General features: G+C 73.8%; 18 protein-coding genes. 10 read left to right on the top strand and 8 right to left on the bottom strand.

Annotated features, from left to right (window positions below; translation table 11 throughout):
- Positions 1 to 54 precede the first annotated feature (54 nt).
- Positions 55 to 378, top strand: coding sequence for a hypothetical protein (locus tag PU704_RS14050; protein WP_047803606.1), 324 nt, complete (start codon positions 55 to 57; stop codon positions 376 to 378).
- A gap of 110 nt (positions 379 to 488) precedes the next feature.
- Here PU704_RS14050 and PU704_RS14055 read toward each other — a convergent pair whose 3' ends face one another.
- From PU704_RS14055 to PU704_RS14075, 5 genes are all read right to left on the bottom strand, one after another.
- Complete coding sequence (locus PU704_RS14055) at positions 489 to 1,454, bottom strand: 5-oxoprolinase subunit C family protein (protein WP_075871481.1); 966 nt, start codon at positions 1,452 to 1,454, stop codon at positions 489 to 491.
- Positions 1,438 to 2,346, bottom strand: coding sequence for a 5-oxoprolinase subunit B family protein (locus tag PU704_RS14060; protein ID WP_083664975.1), 909 nt, complete (start codon positions 2,344 to 2,346; stop codon positions 1,438 to 1,440). Before PU704_RS14060 ends, PU704_RS14055 begins: the two co-directional genes overlap by 17 nt.
- Positions 2,343 to 3,743, bottom strand: coding sequence for an acetyl-CoA carboxylase biotin carboxylase subunit (locus PU704_RS14065; RefSeq protein ID WP_047803604.1), 1,401 nt, complete (start codon positions 3,741 to 3,743; stop codon positions 2,343 to 2,345). The genes PU704_RS14060 and PU704_RS14065 overlap by 4 nt, the downstream gene beginning before the upstream one ends.
- Before the next feature lie 3 nt (positions 3,744 to 3,746).
- Positions 3,747 to 3,986, bottom strand: coding sequence for an acetyl-CoA carboxylase (locus tag PU704_RS14070; RefSeq protein ID WP_047803603.1), 240 nt, complete (start codon positions 3,984 to 3,986; stop codon positions 3,747 to 3,749).
- A 61-nt stretch (positions 3,987 to 4,047) separates the two neighbouring features.
- The gene (locus PU704_RS14075; protein WP_047803602.1) at positions 4,048 to 4,800 is read right to left on the bottom strand and encodes a 5-oxoprolinase subunit PxpA; all 753 of its coding nucleotides are present in this window, start codon (positions 4,798 to 4,800) and stop codon (positions 4,048 to 4,050) included.
- A gap of 182 nt (positions 4,801 to 4,982) precedes the next feature.
- On the opposite strand from PU704_RS14075, the gene PU704_RS14080 reads away from it, so the two are divergent.
- Together PU704_RS14080 and PU704_RS14085 are read left to right on the top strand one after the other, a co-directional pair.
- Positions 4,983 to 6,698 carry a purine-cytosine permease family protein gene (locus PU704_RS14080; RefSeq protein ID WP_075871482.1) on the top strand — a complete coding sequence of 572 codons (1,716 nt, stop codon included), beginning with the start codon at positions 4,983 to 4,985 and terminating at the stop codon, positions 6,696 to 6,698.
- Between the two features lie 48 nt (positions 6,699 to 6,746).
- Positions 6,747 to 7,670 carry an aminoglycoside phosphotransferase family protein gene (locus PU704_RS14085; protein ID WP_075871483.1) on the top strand — a complete coding sequence of 308 codons (924 nt, stop codon included), beginning with the start codon at positions 6,747 to 6,749 and terminating at the stop codon, positions 7,668 to 7,670.
- A gap of 73 nt (positions 7,671 to 7,743) precedes the next feature.
- Here the strand turns inward: PU704_RS14085 and PU704_RS14090 are convergent, their stop codons facing one another.
- Positions 7,744 to 8,700, bottom strand: a complete 957-nt coding sequence (locus PU704_RS14090; RefSeq protein WP_277551776.1) for an AraC family transcriptional regulator — start codon at positions 8,698 to 8,700, stop codon at positions 7,744 to 7,746.
- 208 nt (positions 8,701 to 8,908) lie between these two features.
- Between PU704_RS14090 and PU704_RS14095 the strand changes: the two genes are divergently transcribed.
- From PU704_RS14095 to PU704_RS14125, 7 genes are all read left to right on the top strand, one after another.
- Entirely contained in the window at positions 8,909 to 9,853 is a 945-nt protein-coding gene (locus PU704_RS14095) for a helix-turn-helix transcriptional regulator (RefSeq protein WP_277551777.1), read from the top strand.
- A gap of 399 nt (positions 9,854 to 10,252) precedes the next feature.
- Positions 10,253 to 10,888, top strand: a complete 636-nt coding sequence (locus PU704_RS14100; protein WP_158041187.1) for an excalibur calcium-binding domain-containing protein — start codon at positions 10,253 to 10,255, stop codon at positions 10,886 to 10,888.
- A gap of 41 nt (positions 10,889 to 10,929) precedes the next feature.
- A complete protein-coding gene (locus tag PU704_RS14105) occupies positions 10,930 to 11,622 on the top strand; it encodes a class F sortase (RefSeq protein WP_075871487.1) in 693 nt (230 codons plus the stop codon).
- A gap of 74 nt (positions 11,623 to 11,696) precedes the next feature.
- Entirely contained in the window at positions 11,697 to 12,458 is a 762-nt protein-coding gene (gene nagB, locus PU704_RS14110; protein WP_047803598.1) for a glucosamine-6-phosphate deaminase, read from the top strand.
- A gap of 253 nt (positions 12,459 to 12,711) precedes the next feature.
- Complete coding sequence (locus PU704_RS14115) at positions 12,712 to 13,218, top strand: excalibur calcium-binding domain-containing protein (RefSeq protein WP_139318445.1); 507 nt, start codon at positions 12,712 to 12,714, stop codon at positions 13,216 to 13,218.
- A gap of 35 nt (positions 13,219 to 13,253) precedes the next feature.
- Positions 13,254 to 13,994 carry a class F sortase gene (locus PU704_RS14120; RefSeq protein WP_075871489.1) on the top strand — a complete coding sequence of 247 codons (741 nt, stop codon included), beginning with the start codon at positions 13,254 to 13,256 and terminating at the stop codon, positions 13,992 to 13,994.
- Positions 13,995 to 14,128: 134 nt separating this feature from the next.
- A complete protein-coding gene (locus PU704_RS14125) occupies positions 14,129 to 14,683 on the top strand; it encodes a hypothetical protein (RefSeq protein ID WP_053004925.1) in 555 nt (184 codons plus the stop codon).
- Between the two features lie 74 nt (positions 14,684 to 14,757).
- Here PU704_RS14125 and PU704_RS14130 read toward each other — a convergent pair whose 3' ends face one another.
- Complete coding sequence (locus PU704_RS14130) at positions 14,758 to 15,963, bottom strand: MFS transporter (RefSeq protein ID WP_047803595.1); 1,206 nt, start codon at positions 15,961 to 15,963, stop codon at positions 14,758 to 14,760.
- A 92-nt stretch (positions 15,964 to 16,055) separates the two neighbouring features.
- Entirely contained in the window at positions 16,056 to 17,573 is a 1,518-nt protein-coding gene (locus PU704_RS14135) for a GntP family permease (RefSeq protein ID WP_075871490.1), read from the bottom strand.
- Between the last annotated feature and the right edge of the window lie 22 nt (positions 17,574 to 17,595).

Below are 17,595 nucleotides of genomic sequence, written 5' to 3' on the forward strand. Positions count from 1 at the left end.
GAGGAGGGGTTTCCGATGTGCGCAGGCTGCCCCGGAGGGCGTGCGGTTTCGACGGTGACCGCCTACGTCAACCGGCACAGGATGAAGCCGGCCGTCCTCGCGGAGCTGCGGCGGTGCGTGGGGCGCCGGGCGAGGATCACCGTCCTCGGTGACCAGTGGGTGCTGGGCTCCCGCACGGGCCGCCAGCAGATCTTCCCCGACGTGGAATCCCTGGCCGACGCCCTGGTCGACCAGCGCCTCGTCGACCGCAGCGCCCTGCCGGACGACGGCGGCGGGGACTTCGAGCGCGTCCTCGAGGGCGGGCACCACCACGGCGCCCCGCCCCTGGACGCGGGACGGCTCGTGCGGGCGCTGCTCCTCAGCGCCGACACCGTGTGAGCACCGGCTGACGACGACGTCGGGGCGGCTCCCCTCGGATAGCCGCCCCGACATCGACCTGATCCGGCCGGCCCGTCCCCCCCTTCAGCGGGGGACCCGGGACCGGGCGGTCACAGCCCCCAGAGGGCCTCGAGCCGCTCCGCACGCTCCCGCCGGGCCGCATGGGCCTGCTCCAGGTCCACCGCCCGGAACCGGGTGACCGTGCCGGGGGTGGCCCGGGCCAGCAGGTCCATGTCCGCGGAGATCACGGTGCCCACCATCGCGTAGCCGCCGCCGGAGACCGCGTCCCGGTGCAGCACGATCGGCTGGGTGCCGCCGGGGATCTGGATCGAGCCCACGGCGTAGCCGGCGTCGACGATGTTGGAGGGGTCCGAGCCGGCCCCGAAGGGCTGCTCCCGCTCGATCCACTCCACGCCGGGGCCCTCGAAGCGCAGGCCCATGCGGTCGGCCACCGGGGTGAGCCTCCACTCCTCCTCGACCAGCCGGCGCCGGCCCTCCTCGGTGAGCAGGTGATCGTAGAGCCCCCACACGATCCGCAGCTCCAGCGGCCCGCCGAGCGCGGGCCGGTGGGCCGGCGGGATCTCCTCGATCGAGGGCAGCAGGCCGGTCGGCTCGCCCACGGGCACCACGTCCCCGGCCTCCAGCTTCCGGCCGTGCAGCCCGCCGAGCCGCCCGATCGCGTAGGTGGAGCGGGAGCCGAGCACCTCCGGCACGTCGATGCCGCCGCGGACCGCCAGGTAGAACCGGGCGCCGCCGCGGATCACCCCGAACTTCACGGCGTCCCCCTCGGCCAGCTCGATCCGCGTCCAGGGCGGGCGCTCCTGTCCGTTGACCAGCAGGGGCACGTCGGCGCCGGCCACCGCGATCGTCGTCGGGGCATCCACCGTGAAGGAGGGGCCCATGTAGGTGCACTCCAGCACGGCCTCTCCGGCGGAGTTGCCCACGAGCTTGTTGGCGGCCTGGGCGGACTCCTGGTCCATGGCCCCGCCCTGTGGGATGCCCACGTCGTAGTAGCCGAACCGCCCCTGGTCCTGGACGGTGGTCAGCAGCCCGGGCTGCTCAATTCTCAGCGCCATCGAGGGCCTCCAGGAGAGTGCGGTTGTAGGTGTCGGGGTCGGCGAGCGCGGCTTCGACGTCGAAGGTCACGGGCGCCTGCTTGAACCGCCAGGTGCCGGCCTCGACCTGCTCCTGGATGGAGCGGTACTCGGCCTCGTCGACCGGCCGGAACTTCACGAGGTCCCCGGGCCGGAAGAGGATGAGGAAGTCCCGGAAGTCGGGCAGCTCCTGGGCCGGGTCGTAGATGGGGGCGGCGGCGATGCCGAACATCTGGTAGCCGCCGGCGCCGCGCACGGAGTAGATGCAGGCGAAGCACCCGCCGTGGCCCACGGTCAGCGGGGGCGTGTCCGTGCGGGGGCTGAGGTACTTGGGGACCTCCAGCTGCTGCTCCCGGGGGACGAGCTGGTACATGAACGGCAGGCCGGCCACGAACCCGACCATGGACACCAGCCACGGTGACCCGTGGTGGCGGCGGATGAACTCGGCGGCGTCGGCCAGGCCGTTGACCTGGGCGGCGTAGTCGAGGTCGGTGCCGGAGGGGTCCTGGTGGTAGCCCTCGCGGAAGCGCTGGACGACCTCGGCGGTGTAGGGGTCCTGGTACCAGACCGGGACCTCGATGATCCGGGTGTGCACCCGGTGCTGGGTGGAGGTGCGGGCCAGGCTCTCCAGTTCCTGGGTGCGGCGCTTGAGCTCCTCCGGGGGGAGGACGTCGGGGTCGAAGCGCACCAGCAGGGACGCGTTGGCGGGGCAGACGTCCACCACGCCCTCCAGCTCGAGCCCGGTGAGGCCCTGGGCCACCGTGGTGGCCAGGTAGTTGGCGGTGAGGTTCATCGCCTCGTCGAACTCCACGAACAGGAACTCGTCCCCGCCCCAGGTGTAGCGGGCGGTGGGCAGGTGCAGGGTCTCGGTCACGGTGTGCTCCCCTCGCCGGGCGTCTCGCTGCGCTCTCGGCGGGGCGGTCCGCCGAGCAGCTCGGTCTCGATCCAGGTGGTGTGGTGCTCCACGGCCGCGAACACCGGGTCCAGCACGAGCCGCTGCAGCAGCGGCACCGTGGTCCGGACCCCCTCGATGTGCGTGGCGGCCAGGGCCGCGCCCATCCGCTGCACGGCGGTCTCTCGGTCCTCCGCGTGCACGATCAGCTTGGCCAGCAGCGAATCGTAGTACGGGGCCACCGTGTCCCCGGCGCGCACCCCGCTGTCCACGCGATACTGCTCGCCCTCGGGCCAGTCGAGCCGGCTGATGGTCCCGGGGCTCGGCAGGAAGTTCCTGTCCGGGTCCTCGGCGTTGATCCGGCACTCCACGGCGTGACCGGTGAAGGTGATGTCATCCTGCCGCAGCCGCGTCCGCCCGGTCGAGGCGATCCGCAGCTGCTCGGCCACGAGGTCCACGCCGGTGACGAACTCCGTGACCGGGTGCTCCACCTGCAGGCGGGTGTTCATCTCGATGAACGCCGCCTCGTGCCGGACGGGGTCGTAGAGGTACTCCACCGTCCCCACCCCGGTGTAGCGGCAGAGCCGGGCGAGGTCCACGGCGGAGTCCCGCATGCGCTCGCGGACCGCGTCCGGCAGGTCCGGGGCGGGGGCCTCCTCGACGATCTTCTGCGAGCGGCGCTGCAGGGAGCAGTCGCGGTCGCCCAGGTGCAGGTACGTCTCGCCGTCCCCGAGCACCTGGACCTCCACGTGCCGGGCCCGCTCCACGAAGCGCTCCAGGTACACCGTGGTGTCCCCGAAGCTCGCCCCGGCCTCGGACCGGGCGGTGTCGACGGTGCGCAGCAGGTCCTCCTCGGCGCGCACCAGGCGGATGCCGCGCCCGCCGCCGCCGGCCGAGGCCTTGATCACCAGGGGGTACCCGACCTCCCGGGCCAGCGCCAGGACGGCGTCGTCGTCGCCCTCCAGGGGCCCGTTGGACCCGGCGAGCACGGGCACCCCGGCGGCGATCGCGGCCTCCAGGGCGCGGGTCTTGTGGCCCATGAGGTCGATGACCTCGGGGGAAGGGCCCACCCACGTCAGTCCTGCCTCCTGGACGCGGCGGGCGAACGCGGCGTTCTCGGAGAGGAAGCCGTAGCCGGGGTGCACCGCGTCGCATCCGTGCTCCCGGGCCGCGGCCACGAGGGCCTCCGCGTTCAGGTAGGACTTCTGGGCAGGGGCGGGCCCGACGACGGCGACCGCGTCGGCGAGGCCGGCCGCCATCGAGTCCTGGTCGGCCTCGCTGACGGCCAGGACCGTGCGCAGGCCCGCACTGCGGGCGGAGCGGAGGATCCGGACCGCGATCTCGCCCCGGTTGGCCACCAGCAGCGTGGAGATCGCCACGGCTCAGCTCTCCGCGACGACGGCGATGACGTCCCCGGGGTGGACCATGTCCCCGTCGTCGATCCGGAAGCCCTCGAGGGTGCCGGCGGACTCGGCCTGGACCTCCGAGAACTGCTTCATCACCTCGATGAGGCCGATGACCTGACCGGCCTCGACCCGCTCGCCGTCCTGCACGAACGGGTCCTTGTCGGGGGAGGGGCGGCGGTAGAAGACGCCGGGGAGCGGGGACTGGATCTCGGCCATGTCGGTCCTTTCGGTCGGTGCTGCTGGTTCTGACGGGTGGTCCTCCGGGTCCTCCGCCGGGTCAGCCGGCGGGGACGTGGGCGTCGATCGCCTCCCGCACCGCCCGGGCGACCGCCGGCGCCCCGGGGGCGTCGGAGTGCACGCAGACGGACTCGAAGCGCATGGGCAGCTCCGTGCCGTCCTGTGCGCGCACGGTGCCCTGCTGCAGGGCCTGCGCCACCCGCTCGGCGGCGGCGTTCGGGTCGGTGGCGTGCGGGGTGCGCTGGATGATCAGCCCGCCCTCGGGGTTGTAGTCCAGGTCCACGTAGAGCTCGGCCACGAACGGCACGCCGCGCTCGGCGCACACCGTCTCGTGGGCGGTGCCGGCCATCCCCAGCACCGCCACGCCGTAGTCGGCGGCGACCGCGGCCACGGACTCCATCAGCGCGGGGTCCTTCGCGACCATGCCGTAGAGCGAGCCGTGCGGCTTGAGGTGGTGCAGCTCCGCGCCGTGCTGGAGGAGGAAACCGGTGAGGGCGCCCACCTGGTAGCGGACCAGGGACTCGACCTCCTCCGGGGTGAGCACCATGGCGCGGCGGCCGAAGCCCCACTGGTCCGGGAGGGAGGGGTGCGCCCCGATCCGCACGCCGTGGGCCACGGCCGCGGCGACCGTGGCGGACATGATGTCCGGGTCCCCGGCGTGGAAGCCGCAGGCGACGTTGGCGAGGTCCACCACCTGCAGCAGCTCCGGGTCGTTGCCGAAGCGGTGCAGGCCGATGCCCTCGCCCATGTCGGAGTTGACGGTGGGCCGGGTGCGGGTCCGTGGTGTGGCCATGGTCACAGCCTAGGGATGTGATGCGCCCGGGGGAACGGGCAGGAGCAACAGCGACGCGCGGCGGACGGGCCGGGCGCCCGGGCAGGGCACCGCATTTACGGCCGTGAAACAGCGCTGACACGGCCCGGCCGCACGGCCTCCCTAGGTTCGCAGGCGAGACCCCTCGACCGAAGGAAGCCGCCATGTCCGAGAAGCTCCTCCCGCCGCCTGCCGATCCCTCCGCGGGAGCACCCGCCCCTGCGGGGGCGCACGCCCCCGGCACCCCCGACCGCGACGTCAGCCAGGCGACCAGGGAGTCCCTCGAGGACTACACGCTGCGCTTCGCCCCGCGCTCCTACCGCAAGTGGGGCCCCGGCGTGGTGGCCACCAGCGCCCTGGGCGGCATCGCCTACCTGGCCGACTTCTCCATCGGCGCCAGCATCGGCATGGCGCACGGCACGGCCAACGCCCTGCTGGGCATCCTCGTGGCCGCGGTCATCATCTTCACCACCGGGCTGCCGCTGGCCTACTACGCGGCCCGGTACAACATCGACCTGGACCTGATCACCCGCGGCTCGGGCTTCGGCTACTACGGGTCCGTGGTCACGAACATCATCTTCGCGACGTTCACCTTCATCTTCTTCGCCCTGGAGGGCTCGATCATGGCCCAGGGCCTCGAGCTGGTGCTGGGCATCCCGCAGGCGATCGGGTACGCGATCTCCACGCTCGTGGTGATCCCCCTGGTGATCTACGGGATGAACACCCTGGCCAAGCTCCAGGTGTGGACCACCCCGCTGTGGCTGCTGCTCATGGTCTTCCCGCTCGCCTTCCTCGTGCTCACCAACCCCGGCTCGGTCGAGACCTTCTTCGCCTACCGGGGCGAGAGCGGCGACGGCGGGGTCAGCATGGCCGCGGTCATGCTCGCGGCCGGCGTGTGCCTGTCCCTGATGGCGCAGATCGCCGAGCAGATCGACTACCTGCGCTTCATGCCGCCCAAGACCGCCGCCAACCGCCGCGCGTGGTGGACCGCCGTGGTCCTGGGCGGGCCCGGCTGGGTGGTCTTCGGCGCCCTCAAGCAGGCCACCGGCCTGTTCATCACGGTCTGGCTGCTGGCCAAGCTCGACCCGGCCGCCTCCGCCACCGCCACCGAGCCCGTCCACCAGTTCCTCGGCGTCTACGAGGAGATGATGCCGACCTGGCTCGCGCTCACCCTGGCCCTGGTCCTCGTGGTGGTCTCGCAGCTGAAGATCAACGTCACCAACGCCTACTCCGGCTCCCTGGCGTGGACCAACAGCTTCACCCGCCTCACCCGGCACTACCCGGGCCGCATGGTCTTCGTCCTGGTCAACCTCGCCATCGCCCTGGTGCTGATGGAGGCGAACATGTTCGACTTCCTCAACACGATCCTCGGCTTCTACGCCAACTGCGCCATGGCCTGGGTGGTCACGGTCGCCACCGACATCGCCGTCAACAAGTACCTGCTCAAGCTCTCGCCCAAGGCCCCCGAGTTCCGCCGCGGCATGCTCTACGCCGTCAACCCGGTCGGCTTCGTCTCGATGCTGCTCTCCGCGGGCATCTCGATCGCCGTGTTCTTCGGGGCGTTCGGCGCCGCCGTGCAGCCGTACTCGCCCATGTTCGCGATCGGCCTGGCGCTGGTCTGCCCGCCCCTGCTGGCCGTGGCGACCCGCGGGAAGTACTACCTGCGGCGCACCGACGACGGCATCGACCTGCCGATGTTCGACGCCGACGGCAACCCCTCCGACGCCAAGCTCCTCTGCCACGTCAGCGGCCTGGAGTTCGAGCGCCCGGACATGCTGCTCTCCGCCGAGCCCGGCCCGCACGGGGAGAAGCAGTACATCTCCTCCCTCGCCCTGGCCACCGACAAGACCGGCCGGTACGTGCTGCCCGCCCAGTCCTGACCGTCCCCGGCCCGCCCGGGCCGGGGCCTCCGTCGGTACCCTGAGGTCGTGTCCGCACCCGAGCTCCGTCCGACGACGACGCTGGTGCGCCGCCTCCTGCAGGAGCAGCTGCCCGCCGCGCTGCGGGCGCTGGCCGAGCTGCCGCCGGTGCCGACCTCTCAGGGCTGGGACAACGCGATGTTCCGGCTGGGGTCCGCCCACGCGGTGCGCCTGCCCGTCCGGCAGGCCGCCGTGCCCTGCCTGGTGCACGAGCAGCGCTGGACGGCCACCGCGAGCGCTCCGCTGGGCGCCCTCGGGATCGAGGCGCCGGTGCCGGTGTTCGCCGGCCGGCCCGGCGCCGGGTACCCCTGGCCCTGGCTGCTCACGCGGTGGGTCGAGGGGGAGGCCGTCGCGCTGCTGCCCGTGGCCCGCCGCGCCCGGCTCGCCACCGATCTGGCCCGGGCGCTGAGCGCCCTGCACGCGCCCGCGCCGCCGGAGGCCCCGCACAATCCCTACCGGGGCGTCCCCCTCACCCAGCGGCTCCGCACCGTGCCCGTCTCCTGGCCGGCCACGGCGGCCGCGCTCGGGCGGGGGACCGCCGAGCGGCTCCGGGGCGTCGTCGAGGACGGGGTGCGGGCCGCGCCCTGGTCCCGGCCGCCGGTCTGGCTGCACGGCGACCCGCACCCCTGGAACCTCGTGCACCGGGCCGGGCGGCTGGCCGGGCTCATCGACTTCGGCGACGTCTGCGCCGGGGACCCGGCCTCGGACCTCGCCGCCGCGTGGCTGGTCCTCGACGCTCCGCAGCGCGCCGCGTTCCGGGCGGTCGCCGAGGGCACCGGGCACTACGACGCCGACGTGTGGCGCCGCGCCGCCGCCTGGGCCGCCCTGTACGTGACCGCGCTGACGGCCGGCCCGGCGGAGGCTGCACCGGACTTCGGCCCCGTCGTCGCGCACGTGGTCCGTGAACTCGGTCCCGCCGGCGCGGCTCGCTAGGTCGCCGGTGCGCGGGTCGCCGAGGCAAGCGGGCCCTCGGCCGCCGGGTCGGAGCACGCGCGGGACGGCCGGGTCAGCGGCGCATGGTGTCCCCGGGTGCCTCCCCGTACTGGGCGCGGTAGGCGGCGGAGAAGCGGCCCGGGTGGGCGAAGCCCCACCGGGCGGCCACCGCGGCCACGGTGTCCCCGCGCGAGGCGGCGGCGAGCAGATCGCGGCGGGCGGCGTCGATCCGGACCGTGCGCAGGTAGGCCATGGGTGTGGTGCCGAGGTGGCGGCGGAAGGCCGCCTGCAGGCCCCGCGGGCTCAGCCGTGCCGCCGCGGCGATCTCGGGCAGGCCGATGGGCTCGGCCAGGTGGGTCTCGATGTAGGCGATCGCCCGTCGCAGCGCCGCGGGGTGGACCGGCGCCGAAGGGTGCGGGTCCTCGCCGTGCTCGAGGAAGCTGTTGGGAAAGGTCTGCAGCACCGCGGTGGCCAGGCCGCGCAGGCTCTGCTCGAGCAGCAGCGGGCTGGCCGCGGCGACCCGGTTGACCATTACGTGCTCGACGACGTGCCCGGCCGTGGCCTGCCAGTACTTCCGGTGGGTCTCGGTGAGCGGGTGGTGCCCCGTGAACTCCAGCCGGAAGTCGGTGCGCCCGATCAGCGCCCGGGCGTGGTCCTCGACGAACGCGGCTTCGACGGTGAGGGTGTTCAGCCCCAGGTCCTTCCACCGGGCCGCGTAGGGGCCGGAGGGGAAGAGGAAAGCGGGCCCCCCGGTGACCTCGGTGCGGTGGGAACGGGCCAGGAATCGGCCGTGGGTCACGCAGCCGATGCGCAGCAGTCCGGTGCTGTCGTTGGCGCCGGTGCTGTCCCAGCCGATCAGCCGCAGCCGCTGGGCGGTCAGCGGCCCGTAGGCGGTGCCGGCCAGGGACAGCTCGAATCTGCTCACCTCCGGTCGCGGCAGGCGCAGACGGCGGTAGGCCTGCTGGAGCGCGGCGCGGCCTTCCTCCGGGTCACGGGTGGTCAGGACCGACCATCCCTCTGATGAGCCCATGGGTCCAGATTATTCCGCTTCACCGTGGGGCACAGGGGGCCAGGGCGCGGCCGGAGCGCGGCGGCGGGCCGTGGCGACCGGCTCGGGGTTCTCGTGGTCGTGTCCCGGTCAGGGGGGAGGGGCCGTAAACTGGAGCGGGAGGTCCGGTGGGGGGGGGCAGCGCCCGGACGTCTCATCCGCGCACAGCGAGTCGACGGGGAGAACACCGATGAGCGCACTGTTCCACCGTGAGGTCACGGTCAGGGAGCCGGAGGCCGTCGCGTCCCTTTTCGCCGAGGTGCGCGTGCCCTTCTCGTTCACCCCTGCCCGTCCGGAGTTCTGCTACCGGCACCGCCACGACGGCGACGAGCACCTGTCGGTGGTGCGGCTGGGCCTGGACGGGCCGTTCTCCTCCTGGGGAGACACCGAGGTGTTCGGCGTCACCGACGGCCGCGCGACCCGCTACGAGTGGTCGACCGGTACGGAGGCCGGCACCGGCCTCCGCTCCCCGGTGCTGTTCCGTCCCGGTCACCCCATTCTGGTCGTCGGGGACGCCCTGGCGGCGACCACCATCAACCTCACCCGTCCGCTGCTGCAGGGAGTCGCCGACACCGTCTACGGCACCGAGGCGCCCGTGGCCTTCGCCTCCGCACGGCCGGTCACCGACCGGCTGGGACGGTACTGGGCCGACCTTGCCGGCATGGCCCGTGACATGGTGGACTCCGCGGCCTTCGCCGAGCCCCTGGTGCGCTCGCAGCTGACCCGCCACCTGGCCGTGGCCATGCTGGAGTGCTTCCCCCTGGTGGGGGATCGCCAGGAGCGGACCCTGTCCATGGCGGCCCAGACACGGGTCTACCGCATCGCGGTGGCCTTCTTCGACGACCACGCCTCCCTGCCCGTCACCGTCGAGGACGCCGCCCGCGCCGCCGGCACCACCACCGAAGCCCTGGTGCGCGCCTTCCGGGCCAACCACCCGCGCAGCCTCACCCCGGCCGCCTATCTGCGCACCACCCGGCTGGCCGCCGCCCACGCCGACCTGCTCGCCGGCGACCCCGTGCGCGGGGACACCGTGCGGGAGATCGCCGCGCGCTGGGGCTTCGCCCACCCGGGGCGGTTCGCCGGCGCCTACCGGGCGGTCTACGGCGTGCCGCCGAGGCGGACCCTGGAACGGTGACCACCGGGGCGCGGGGGCCTCCGGATCGCGCGCACGGTCCGGGACGCCGCGCGCGGAGCCCCTGTGGCACGTGTTCGTGCCCGCAGGCCCAACGACGCCCGCCCCGGGCGGCCACCGGGACCACGCCGCGGCCCGGGCGGACCGATGCGGGGAGCGTGGGCCGAGTCCCCCGGCAGATGACTTTGTTGTCGTGTCCCCTGCTTGGGGGATATCCGGCAGGCGCTGTGGCGTCGGCGACCGGTCGGAAACCCCGGCGTTCGTGCCGGCGCGACCGCGTGAGGCCCGGAATCCCGGGCTTTTCGGCCGTTGCGCGACACGGCCGGCGGCGTGTCCCCACAACGGTGGCCTGTCGTTCATACGATGCGTCTGCAAACAACGGAACGATCCAAGGGGACCCCCATGAAGAAGATCGCAGCAGGAGCGGCCGTGCTCGCCGCCGCCGGATTCACCGGCCTGTCCATGGCGCCGGCGACGGCAGCGCCGGTGTTCCAGAACTGCACCGAGGCCAAGAACGCCGGTTACGGCATCATCCTTCGGGGCACGCCCGAGTACAGCCCTGACCTCGACTCCGAAGGTGACGGTCGGGCATGTGAGGCCAACGGTCCGGGCATCGGGTTTCTCGCGCCCGGCGCACCCAACGTTCCTGTTACGCCCGTCCCGCCTGTGGCAGAGCAGGTTGTCGCGGACGGCGTGTTCGACAACTGCACGGAGGCCCGCGCTGTGGGCGCCGTCAACATCCCGGCCTCCGACCCCCGCTACGGCCTGCACCTGGACCGCGACCGCGACGGCTTCGGCTGCGACGCCGACGGCACCGACGACGGTGTTCAGACCGAGGTCATCGTCGACTGGGTGCCCGAGTCCTGGGCCACCGACCAGTACTCCCAGATGGGCCAGGTGCCCGCGGGCGCGGCCGACACCGGTGTCGTCGTCGAGGACGAGTCCCCGGCCGGCGGTGTCGCCCTCGGCGGCGGCCTGGCCCTGGCCGCGGCCGCCGGTGCCGCCGTGGTGGTGCGCCGTCGCGCCGCCCGGGTCTGAGACCGCCCGGCACGTCGAGCCGATCGGATAGGTTGTCGTCCGTGAAGAGCTCGTCCAGCGACCGCCGCAGGGGCCACCTGGCCTCCGCGGCGGTCGCTGTGCTCCTGCTGGCGGGCTGCGCCGGCACCGGCCCCGCGCAGCCGGAGGAGGCGCCGTCCGCCGGCGCGTCCGCCGCCCGATCGTCCGCACCGATCCCGTCGGTCACGACGGCCCCGGAGACCCCAGCCCCGACGCCGCGGGAGTCCGCCACGCCGACTCCCGCCGCCGACCCGGCGGGCACGGCCGTCTCCGCGCCCGTCTCGGTCCGCATCCCGGCCGCCGGCACCGACTCGGAGCTGCTCCACCTCGGCCTGCGCGACAACGGCTCCCTGGACGTCCCCCCGGGTGACCCGGGCGCGCCGGCCGCCTGGTACACCGGCTCGCCCGCCCCGGGGGAGGTGGGGCCTGCCGTGCTGCTCGGGCACGTCAACGCCACCGACGGCGGGCCCGGGGTGTTCGCCGGTCTGCGCGGGCTGGTGCCCGGGGACCGGATCGAGGTGCTGCGGGAGGACGGCAGCACGGCGGTCTTCGCCGTCGAGCGCGGGGAGCAGTACGCCAAGGACGCCTTCCCCACACTGTCCGTCTACGGCAACACCGAGGGCCCCGAGCTGCGGCTGATCACGTGCGACGGCTACGACCCCGCCACCGGCGAGTTCGACGACAACTACGTGGTCTACGCCCAGCTCGTGGACTGATCCCGCGGGGCGTCCGGCGGACGGCCCGGCCTCCGGGGGACAATGGAGGTCCCGCCGAGCGAAGGAGGCCCGGAGTGGACGTGGTCGTCCTGCCCACCCCCGCGGACGTCGCGGCGCACGCGGCCGGCGTCGTGGCCGATCGGATCGTCGCGCAGCCCGCCCTGGTGCTCGGCGTGGCCACGGGCTCCTCGCCCGTGGGCATCTACCGGGAGCTGGCCCGCCGCCGCAGGGAGGAGGGACTGGACCTGTCCCGCCTCGAGTGCTTCGCCCTCGACGAGTACGTCGGTCTGCCCGGCCACGACCCGCACAGCTATGCCGCGTACCTGCGGCGGGAGGTCGCGGAGCCCTTCGGCCTGCCGGCCGAGCGGATCCACGTGCCGGACGGCGTCCGCGCGGACCTGGAGGGCGCGGCCCAGGACTACGAGCAGACGATCGCCGCGGCCGGCGGCATCGACCTGCAGATCCTCGGCATCGGCACCAACGGCCACATCGGCTTCAACGAACCCCTCTCGGCGCTGAGCTCCCGCACCCGGGTCCTGGCGCTGTCCGCGCAGACCCGCGCCGACAACGCCCGGTTCTTCGACGCTCCCGACGACGTGCCCACGCACTGTCTCACCCAGGGGCTGGGCACGATCCTGGAGGCCCGGCAGCTGCTCCTGGTCGCCCAGGGCGAGCGCAAGGCGCAGGCCGTCGCCGCGGCGGTGGAGGGGCCGGTGGCGGCCCGGTGCCCGGCGTCGGTGCTGCAGTTCCACCGCCGCACCACGATCGTGGCGGACGAGGCCGCCGCGAGCCGGCTGACCCTCGGCGGGTACGAGCGTCCCGACACCGGGGCCTGAGCGGGTCCTGCCCCGGGACCTCTGTCCCCGGGCCGGGGGATGCCGCCGCGGCGGGCGGCGCGGGTCGGGCGTCATGCACGCGCGGGGAGCGTCACACAGTGCCCGGTCAGGCCGGACATCGGGGATGCCGCGGCGTCATCTGCGTGCTCGCGGCGCGCCCGAGAACGGATCACGATTTGACACGTGACGCCGCACTCCCCGCCTGCCTACGATGCCTTTGCAAACCCTTCCTCTGCGAGATTGTGGGGACTCCATGAACAAGAACACAGCTGGTGCGGCCCTGATGATGGCCCTCGGGTTCTCGGCGCTGACGGCGGCACCGGCGACGGCCGCGCCGGGTGATCCGATGGTCTTCACCGACTGCGCCACGGCCAACCAGTACGGCGTCTACAACATCCCCGTCGGCTCGGTCAGCTACAGCGCGAGCCTCGTCGACGAGGACGGCGACGGGGTAGTGTGCGAGAGCGCCGACTGGACCTACGACCCCACGCGCATCCCGGTGGAGAACGACCAGGGCGGGTACACCCACACCATCATCGACTGGATCCCCGGTGCGGGTCCCGGCCCCGACGCCCAGCCCGGCGAGGTGCCCGGCATCGACCCGTACACCCAGATGGACGGGGTGCCCGTGGGCGGTGCCGACACCGGCGCGGCCGTGCAGGACGGCTCCGGGACGGGCGGACTCGTCCTCGGCGGCGGCCTCGCACTGGCCGCCGGAGCCGCGGTGGCGGTGCGCCGGCGCAGCACCGCCCGGGCGTAGCCCGAGCCCGTCCGGCGCACCGGGAGCCGATCCCCGTGACGGATCCGACCACCGGCCGCCGCAGGGGCCGCCTGGCCCCTGCGGCGGCCGCACTCCTCCTGCTGCTGCTGAGCGGCTGCGCGGCCGAGGCGCCCGCGCAGCCCACGGCGCCGTCGCCGACGGCGTCCGCGACCTCCTCCCCGCGCTCCTCGCCGGCCGCTCCGGCGGACGAGCCGGCCGGACCCCCGGTGAGGTCGTCGCCGAGTTCGGTCGCCGCACCCTCGGCACCGCCGGCGCCCGGTGCCGAGGCCGCTCCCGTCCCGGCTCCGGGTCCGGTGGCCCTGGCGGCCTCCGCGCCCGTGTCGGTCCGGATCCCGTCGGCGGGCGGTTTCTCCGAGCTGCTGCACCTCGGCCTGCGCGCCGACGGCTCGCTCGAGGTGCCGCCCACCCATCCCGGCGCACCCGCGTCCTGGTACACCGGCTCGCCCACCCCGGGCGAGCGCGGGCCCGCGGTGCTGCTGGGCCACGTCAACGCCACCGACGGCGGGCCCGGGGTGTTCGCCGGTCTGCGCGGGCTGGTGCCCGGGGACCGGATCGAGGTGCTGCGGGAGGACGGCAGCACGGCGGTCTTCGCCGTCGAGCGCGGGGAGCAGTACGCCAAGAATGCGTTTCCCACCCATGAGGTCTACGGCGACACCGTGGGGGCGGAACTGCGGCTGATCACCTGCGACGGCTACGACCCGGCCACCGGGCTGTTCGACGACAACTACGTGGTCTACGCGCGGCTCCTCGCCTGAGCGGCGCTGCCTCTCCCGGGGGAGGCCCGGCGCAGAAAAGGGGGCACGCCTCGGCCGCGCGGCGGAGGTGCAGTCGCGAATTCCCGGGGAGGATGGGAGGGCGTGCTCTGTCCGTACCACCGAAGGAGACCCCTGTGAGCAATCCGTATCCCGACCGGCCCGGCCAGCCCTCCGGCCCGCCCAGCTACAACGCGTCCGGCGGCGACCAGTACGGCGGCGGCCGGCCCGCCGCGGCCCCGCCCGAGCTCGGCCGGCTGCTGACCCTGACCCTCGCCTCGGCGGGGCTCTACCTGCTCAGCCAGCTCGTCTCGCTGTTCACGAGCTTCTCCGGGGACCAAACAGCTGTGCTCGAGGAGTCGGGCCTATCCGCGGACCAGATCGCCTCGCTCCAGGGCACCGCGACCATCACCTCCATCGTGCTGATCGTCGTCGCGATGGCCCTGTACGCCCTGATCTACGTGTTCCTGAAGAAGGGCAAGAACTGGGCCCGCATTCTGGGCATCGTCCTGGGCATCATCAGCGTCGTCTCGACTGTCCTCGGTCTGCTCGTCGGCGGTATGGCGATCGCAGGCCTCGGCATCGTCTCGCTGATCCTTGCGATTGCCTTCGTCGTGGTCAACGTCCTGTGGCTCGTGACCGCGTTCAAGGCCCCGATCAAGCAGTGGTTCGCCCGGCCGCACATGGCCTGATCCGCCGCACCGGCTCCTGACCGCAGCGCCGCCCCGCCGCTCGGCCGGGCGGCGCTGCGCTGTCCGGCCGCGCCTCAGGCCGGCGGAGCGATGACGCGGTCCCGGCCCACGAGCAGCGCGACGCCGCACAGCACCACCATCAGGCCCGCCATGATCAGCAGCGGCGGCTCCCAGCGCCCACCGGCGTCGTACAGGGCGCCGAAGACGGCGGGTCCGACCGCGGCCAGCCCGTAGCCCACGGACTGGGCCATCCCGGACAGCGCCGCGGCCTGCTGATGGCCGCTCGAGCGCAGGCTGAACAGGGACAGGGCCACGACGATGAGGCTGCCGCAGCCGGCGGCCCCGAGCACCACCCACAGCAGCACCAGGCCCGGGGCGGCGGCCAGGCCCGCGTAGGAGACCAGCGCCAGCAGGGCCCCGCCGAACGCCACGGCCCGCTGGTCGCCGAACCGGTGCATCAGCGCCCCGGAGCTGAGGCTGGCCGCCATGCCGACCAGCAGGAACAGGGCCATGTGCGTGCCGGCGGTGGTCGCCGAGACGCCGTGGCTGCGCTCGATGCTGGGCAGCCAGGCCATGTAGACGTAGAACGCCACCGACTGCAGACCCATGAACAGGGTGACCTGCCAGCCCAGGGCAGAGCGCCAGGGCGAGCGGAAGCGGTCCGCTGCCGTCCCGTGCGGGCCGGCGGCGGCGGGCCGCTGCCGCAGCCACGGGAGCAGGAGCAGCAGCGCGAGCGCGGCGAGCACCGCCCACACCGCCAGGGCCAGGCGCCACCCGCCCGTCCCGGCGTGGGCGATGGGCACCACCAGGGCGGAGCCGGCCGCCGCGACCGCGCCCTGGATCGAGGTGTAGAGCCCGGTCACCTGGCTCACCCGCTGCGGGAACTCCCGCTTCACCAGCGAGGGCAGCAGCACGTTGAGGAACGCGATGCCGATGCCCACCAGGGCGGTGCCGAGCCACACGGCGCCGGGCACCGGCGCGGAACGGCCGACGATCCCGGCCGTGAGCAGCAGCAGGGACAGCCACAGCGCCCGGTCCAGGCCCGTCCGGGCCGCCACCGCGGGCGCCACCGGGGAGAACAGCGCGAACATGGCCAGCGGCAGGCCGGTCAGGAGCCCGGCCTGCCCGGCGGAGATGCCCAGGTCGCGGCTGATCTCCTCGAGCAGCGGGCCCACGGTCACGAAGCCCACCCGCAGGTTCACCCCGATCAGCAGCACGCCGAGGAAGCCGAGGCCCCGGCGGGCCCGCCGGGCGGTGGCCGGTGAAGCGTCGGTGAGCACGGTGCGTCCTTTCGGAACGGGAGGCGGGGATCTCAGGACAGCGTACGGGGCGGCGCGCTCCCGGCGCGCCGCCCCTGCGGGGTCCGTGCGGATCAGCTGAGGATCAGGTTCGCCACGAACAGCAGCGGGATGGACCCGGCCCACACCGCGGTGGTGATACCGGACCAGCCGCGCAGGGCGTCCGTGCCCTGCAGACCTGTGAAGCGGGTGACCACCCAGAAGTAGGAGTCGTTGAAGTAGCTGAAGACCATGGACCCGGCGGTGCACGCCAGGGCGGCGACGACGGGGTCGATGCCCAGGGTGCCGACCAGCGGCGCCGACACGGAGGCCGCGGTGATCATGGCGACCGTCCCGGACCCCTGGGCGATGCGCACCAGCGTGGCGATCAGGAACGGCACCAGGAAGGCGGGCAGCGGGGTCGCGGCGATGGCCTCGGCGAGGGCGTCGCCCACCCCGGAGCTGCGCAGCACCTGGCCCAGCGCGCCGCCGGCACCCGTGATGAGCAGGATGAGCCCGGCCGAGGCCGCGGCCTCGGCGAACCAGCCGTGCGCCTTGTTGCGCGGCGTCCACCGGGGCAGCAGGACGTAGAGGGCCAGCACCATGCCGATGATCAGCGCCACGACGGGATTGCCGATGAACGCGAACGGGACGGCCCAGGCGGAGGGCTCGTACTCGTCGCCGCCGATGACGCCCTGGGCGTTCTGGTCGATGGCTCCCGTGACGGTGTTGAGGATGATCAGGGCCAGGGGGATGAGCAGCGGCAGGGACGCCACGAACGCGCCCACCCGGTGCGGCTTCGCCCCGGCCGGCGGCTCGCCGAGGTCGACGGCGGGATCGGCGGTGACCGGCTGCCGGGCCTCCTCGTCCAGCCCGTCCCGGAGCCCGGCGTCCGAGGTGCCGGCGCCCGAGGAGCCCGTCCCGGCGGCGGCGGACCCGCCCACGCCGGCGGTGGCCACCGTGCCGTAGACGGCCTCGCGCACGTGCTCCTCGACCCGGGGCTCGAGCTGGGGGCCGATCCAGCGCGCGTAGAGGACCACCACGGGCAGTAGGAGCACGGTGAAGACCAGGCCGCCCAGGATGAGCGTGCCGAGGTCCGCCCCGAGGATGCCGGCCACGGCCAGCGGGCCCGGGGTCGGCGGCACGAGGTGGTGGGTCAGGGTCATGCCGCAGCCCAGGGCCAGGGCGAGCGTCACGTAGCCGGCGCGCTTCACCCGGGCGATCGAGCGGGCCAGCGGGTTCATGATCACGTAGCCGGAGTCGCAGAACACCGGGATGGAGACCAGCGCGCCCACGCTGCCCATCGCCCAGGGCTCGCGGCCGTGGCCGAAGACGCGCAGGAAGGCCAGCGCCAGGGCGTTGGCGGCCCCCGAGACCTCGAGGATCTTGCCGATGCCCACCCCGAGGCCGATCACGATCCCGATGGAGGCCAGGGTGTTGCCGAATCCGGTGGTGATGGCGTCGACGATCTCGAGCACGGGCTGGCCCGCGACCAGACCCGTGACGAGCGCGGCGATGAGGAGGGCCACGAAGGCGTCCAGGCGGGTGCGCAGCACCAGGACGATGATGGTGGCGATGCCCAGGACCAGGGCCAGGAGGAGTTGGAGATCCACGGTGATGCAGCTCCTTGCGGAC

This window comes from Kocuria oceani (assembly GCF_029524215.1).
GTDB lineage: Bacteria > Actinomycetota > Actinomycetes > Actinomycetales > Micrococcaceae > Kocuria > Kocuria oceani.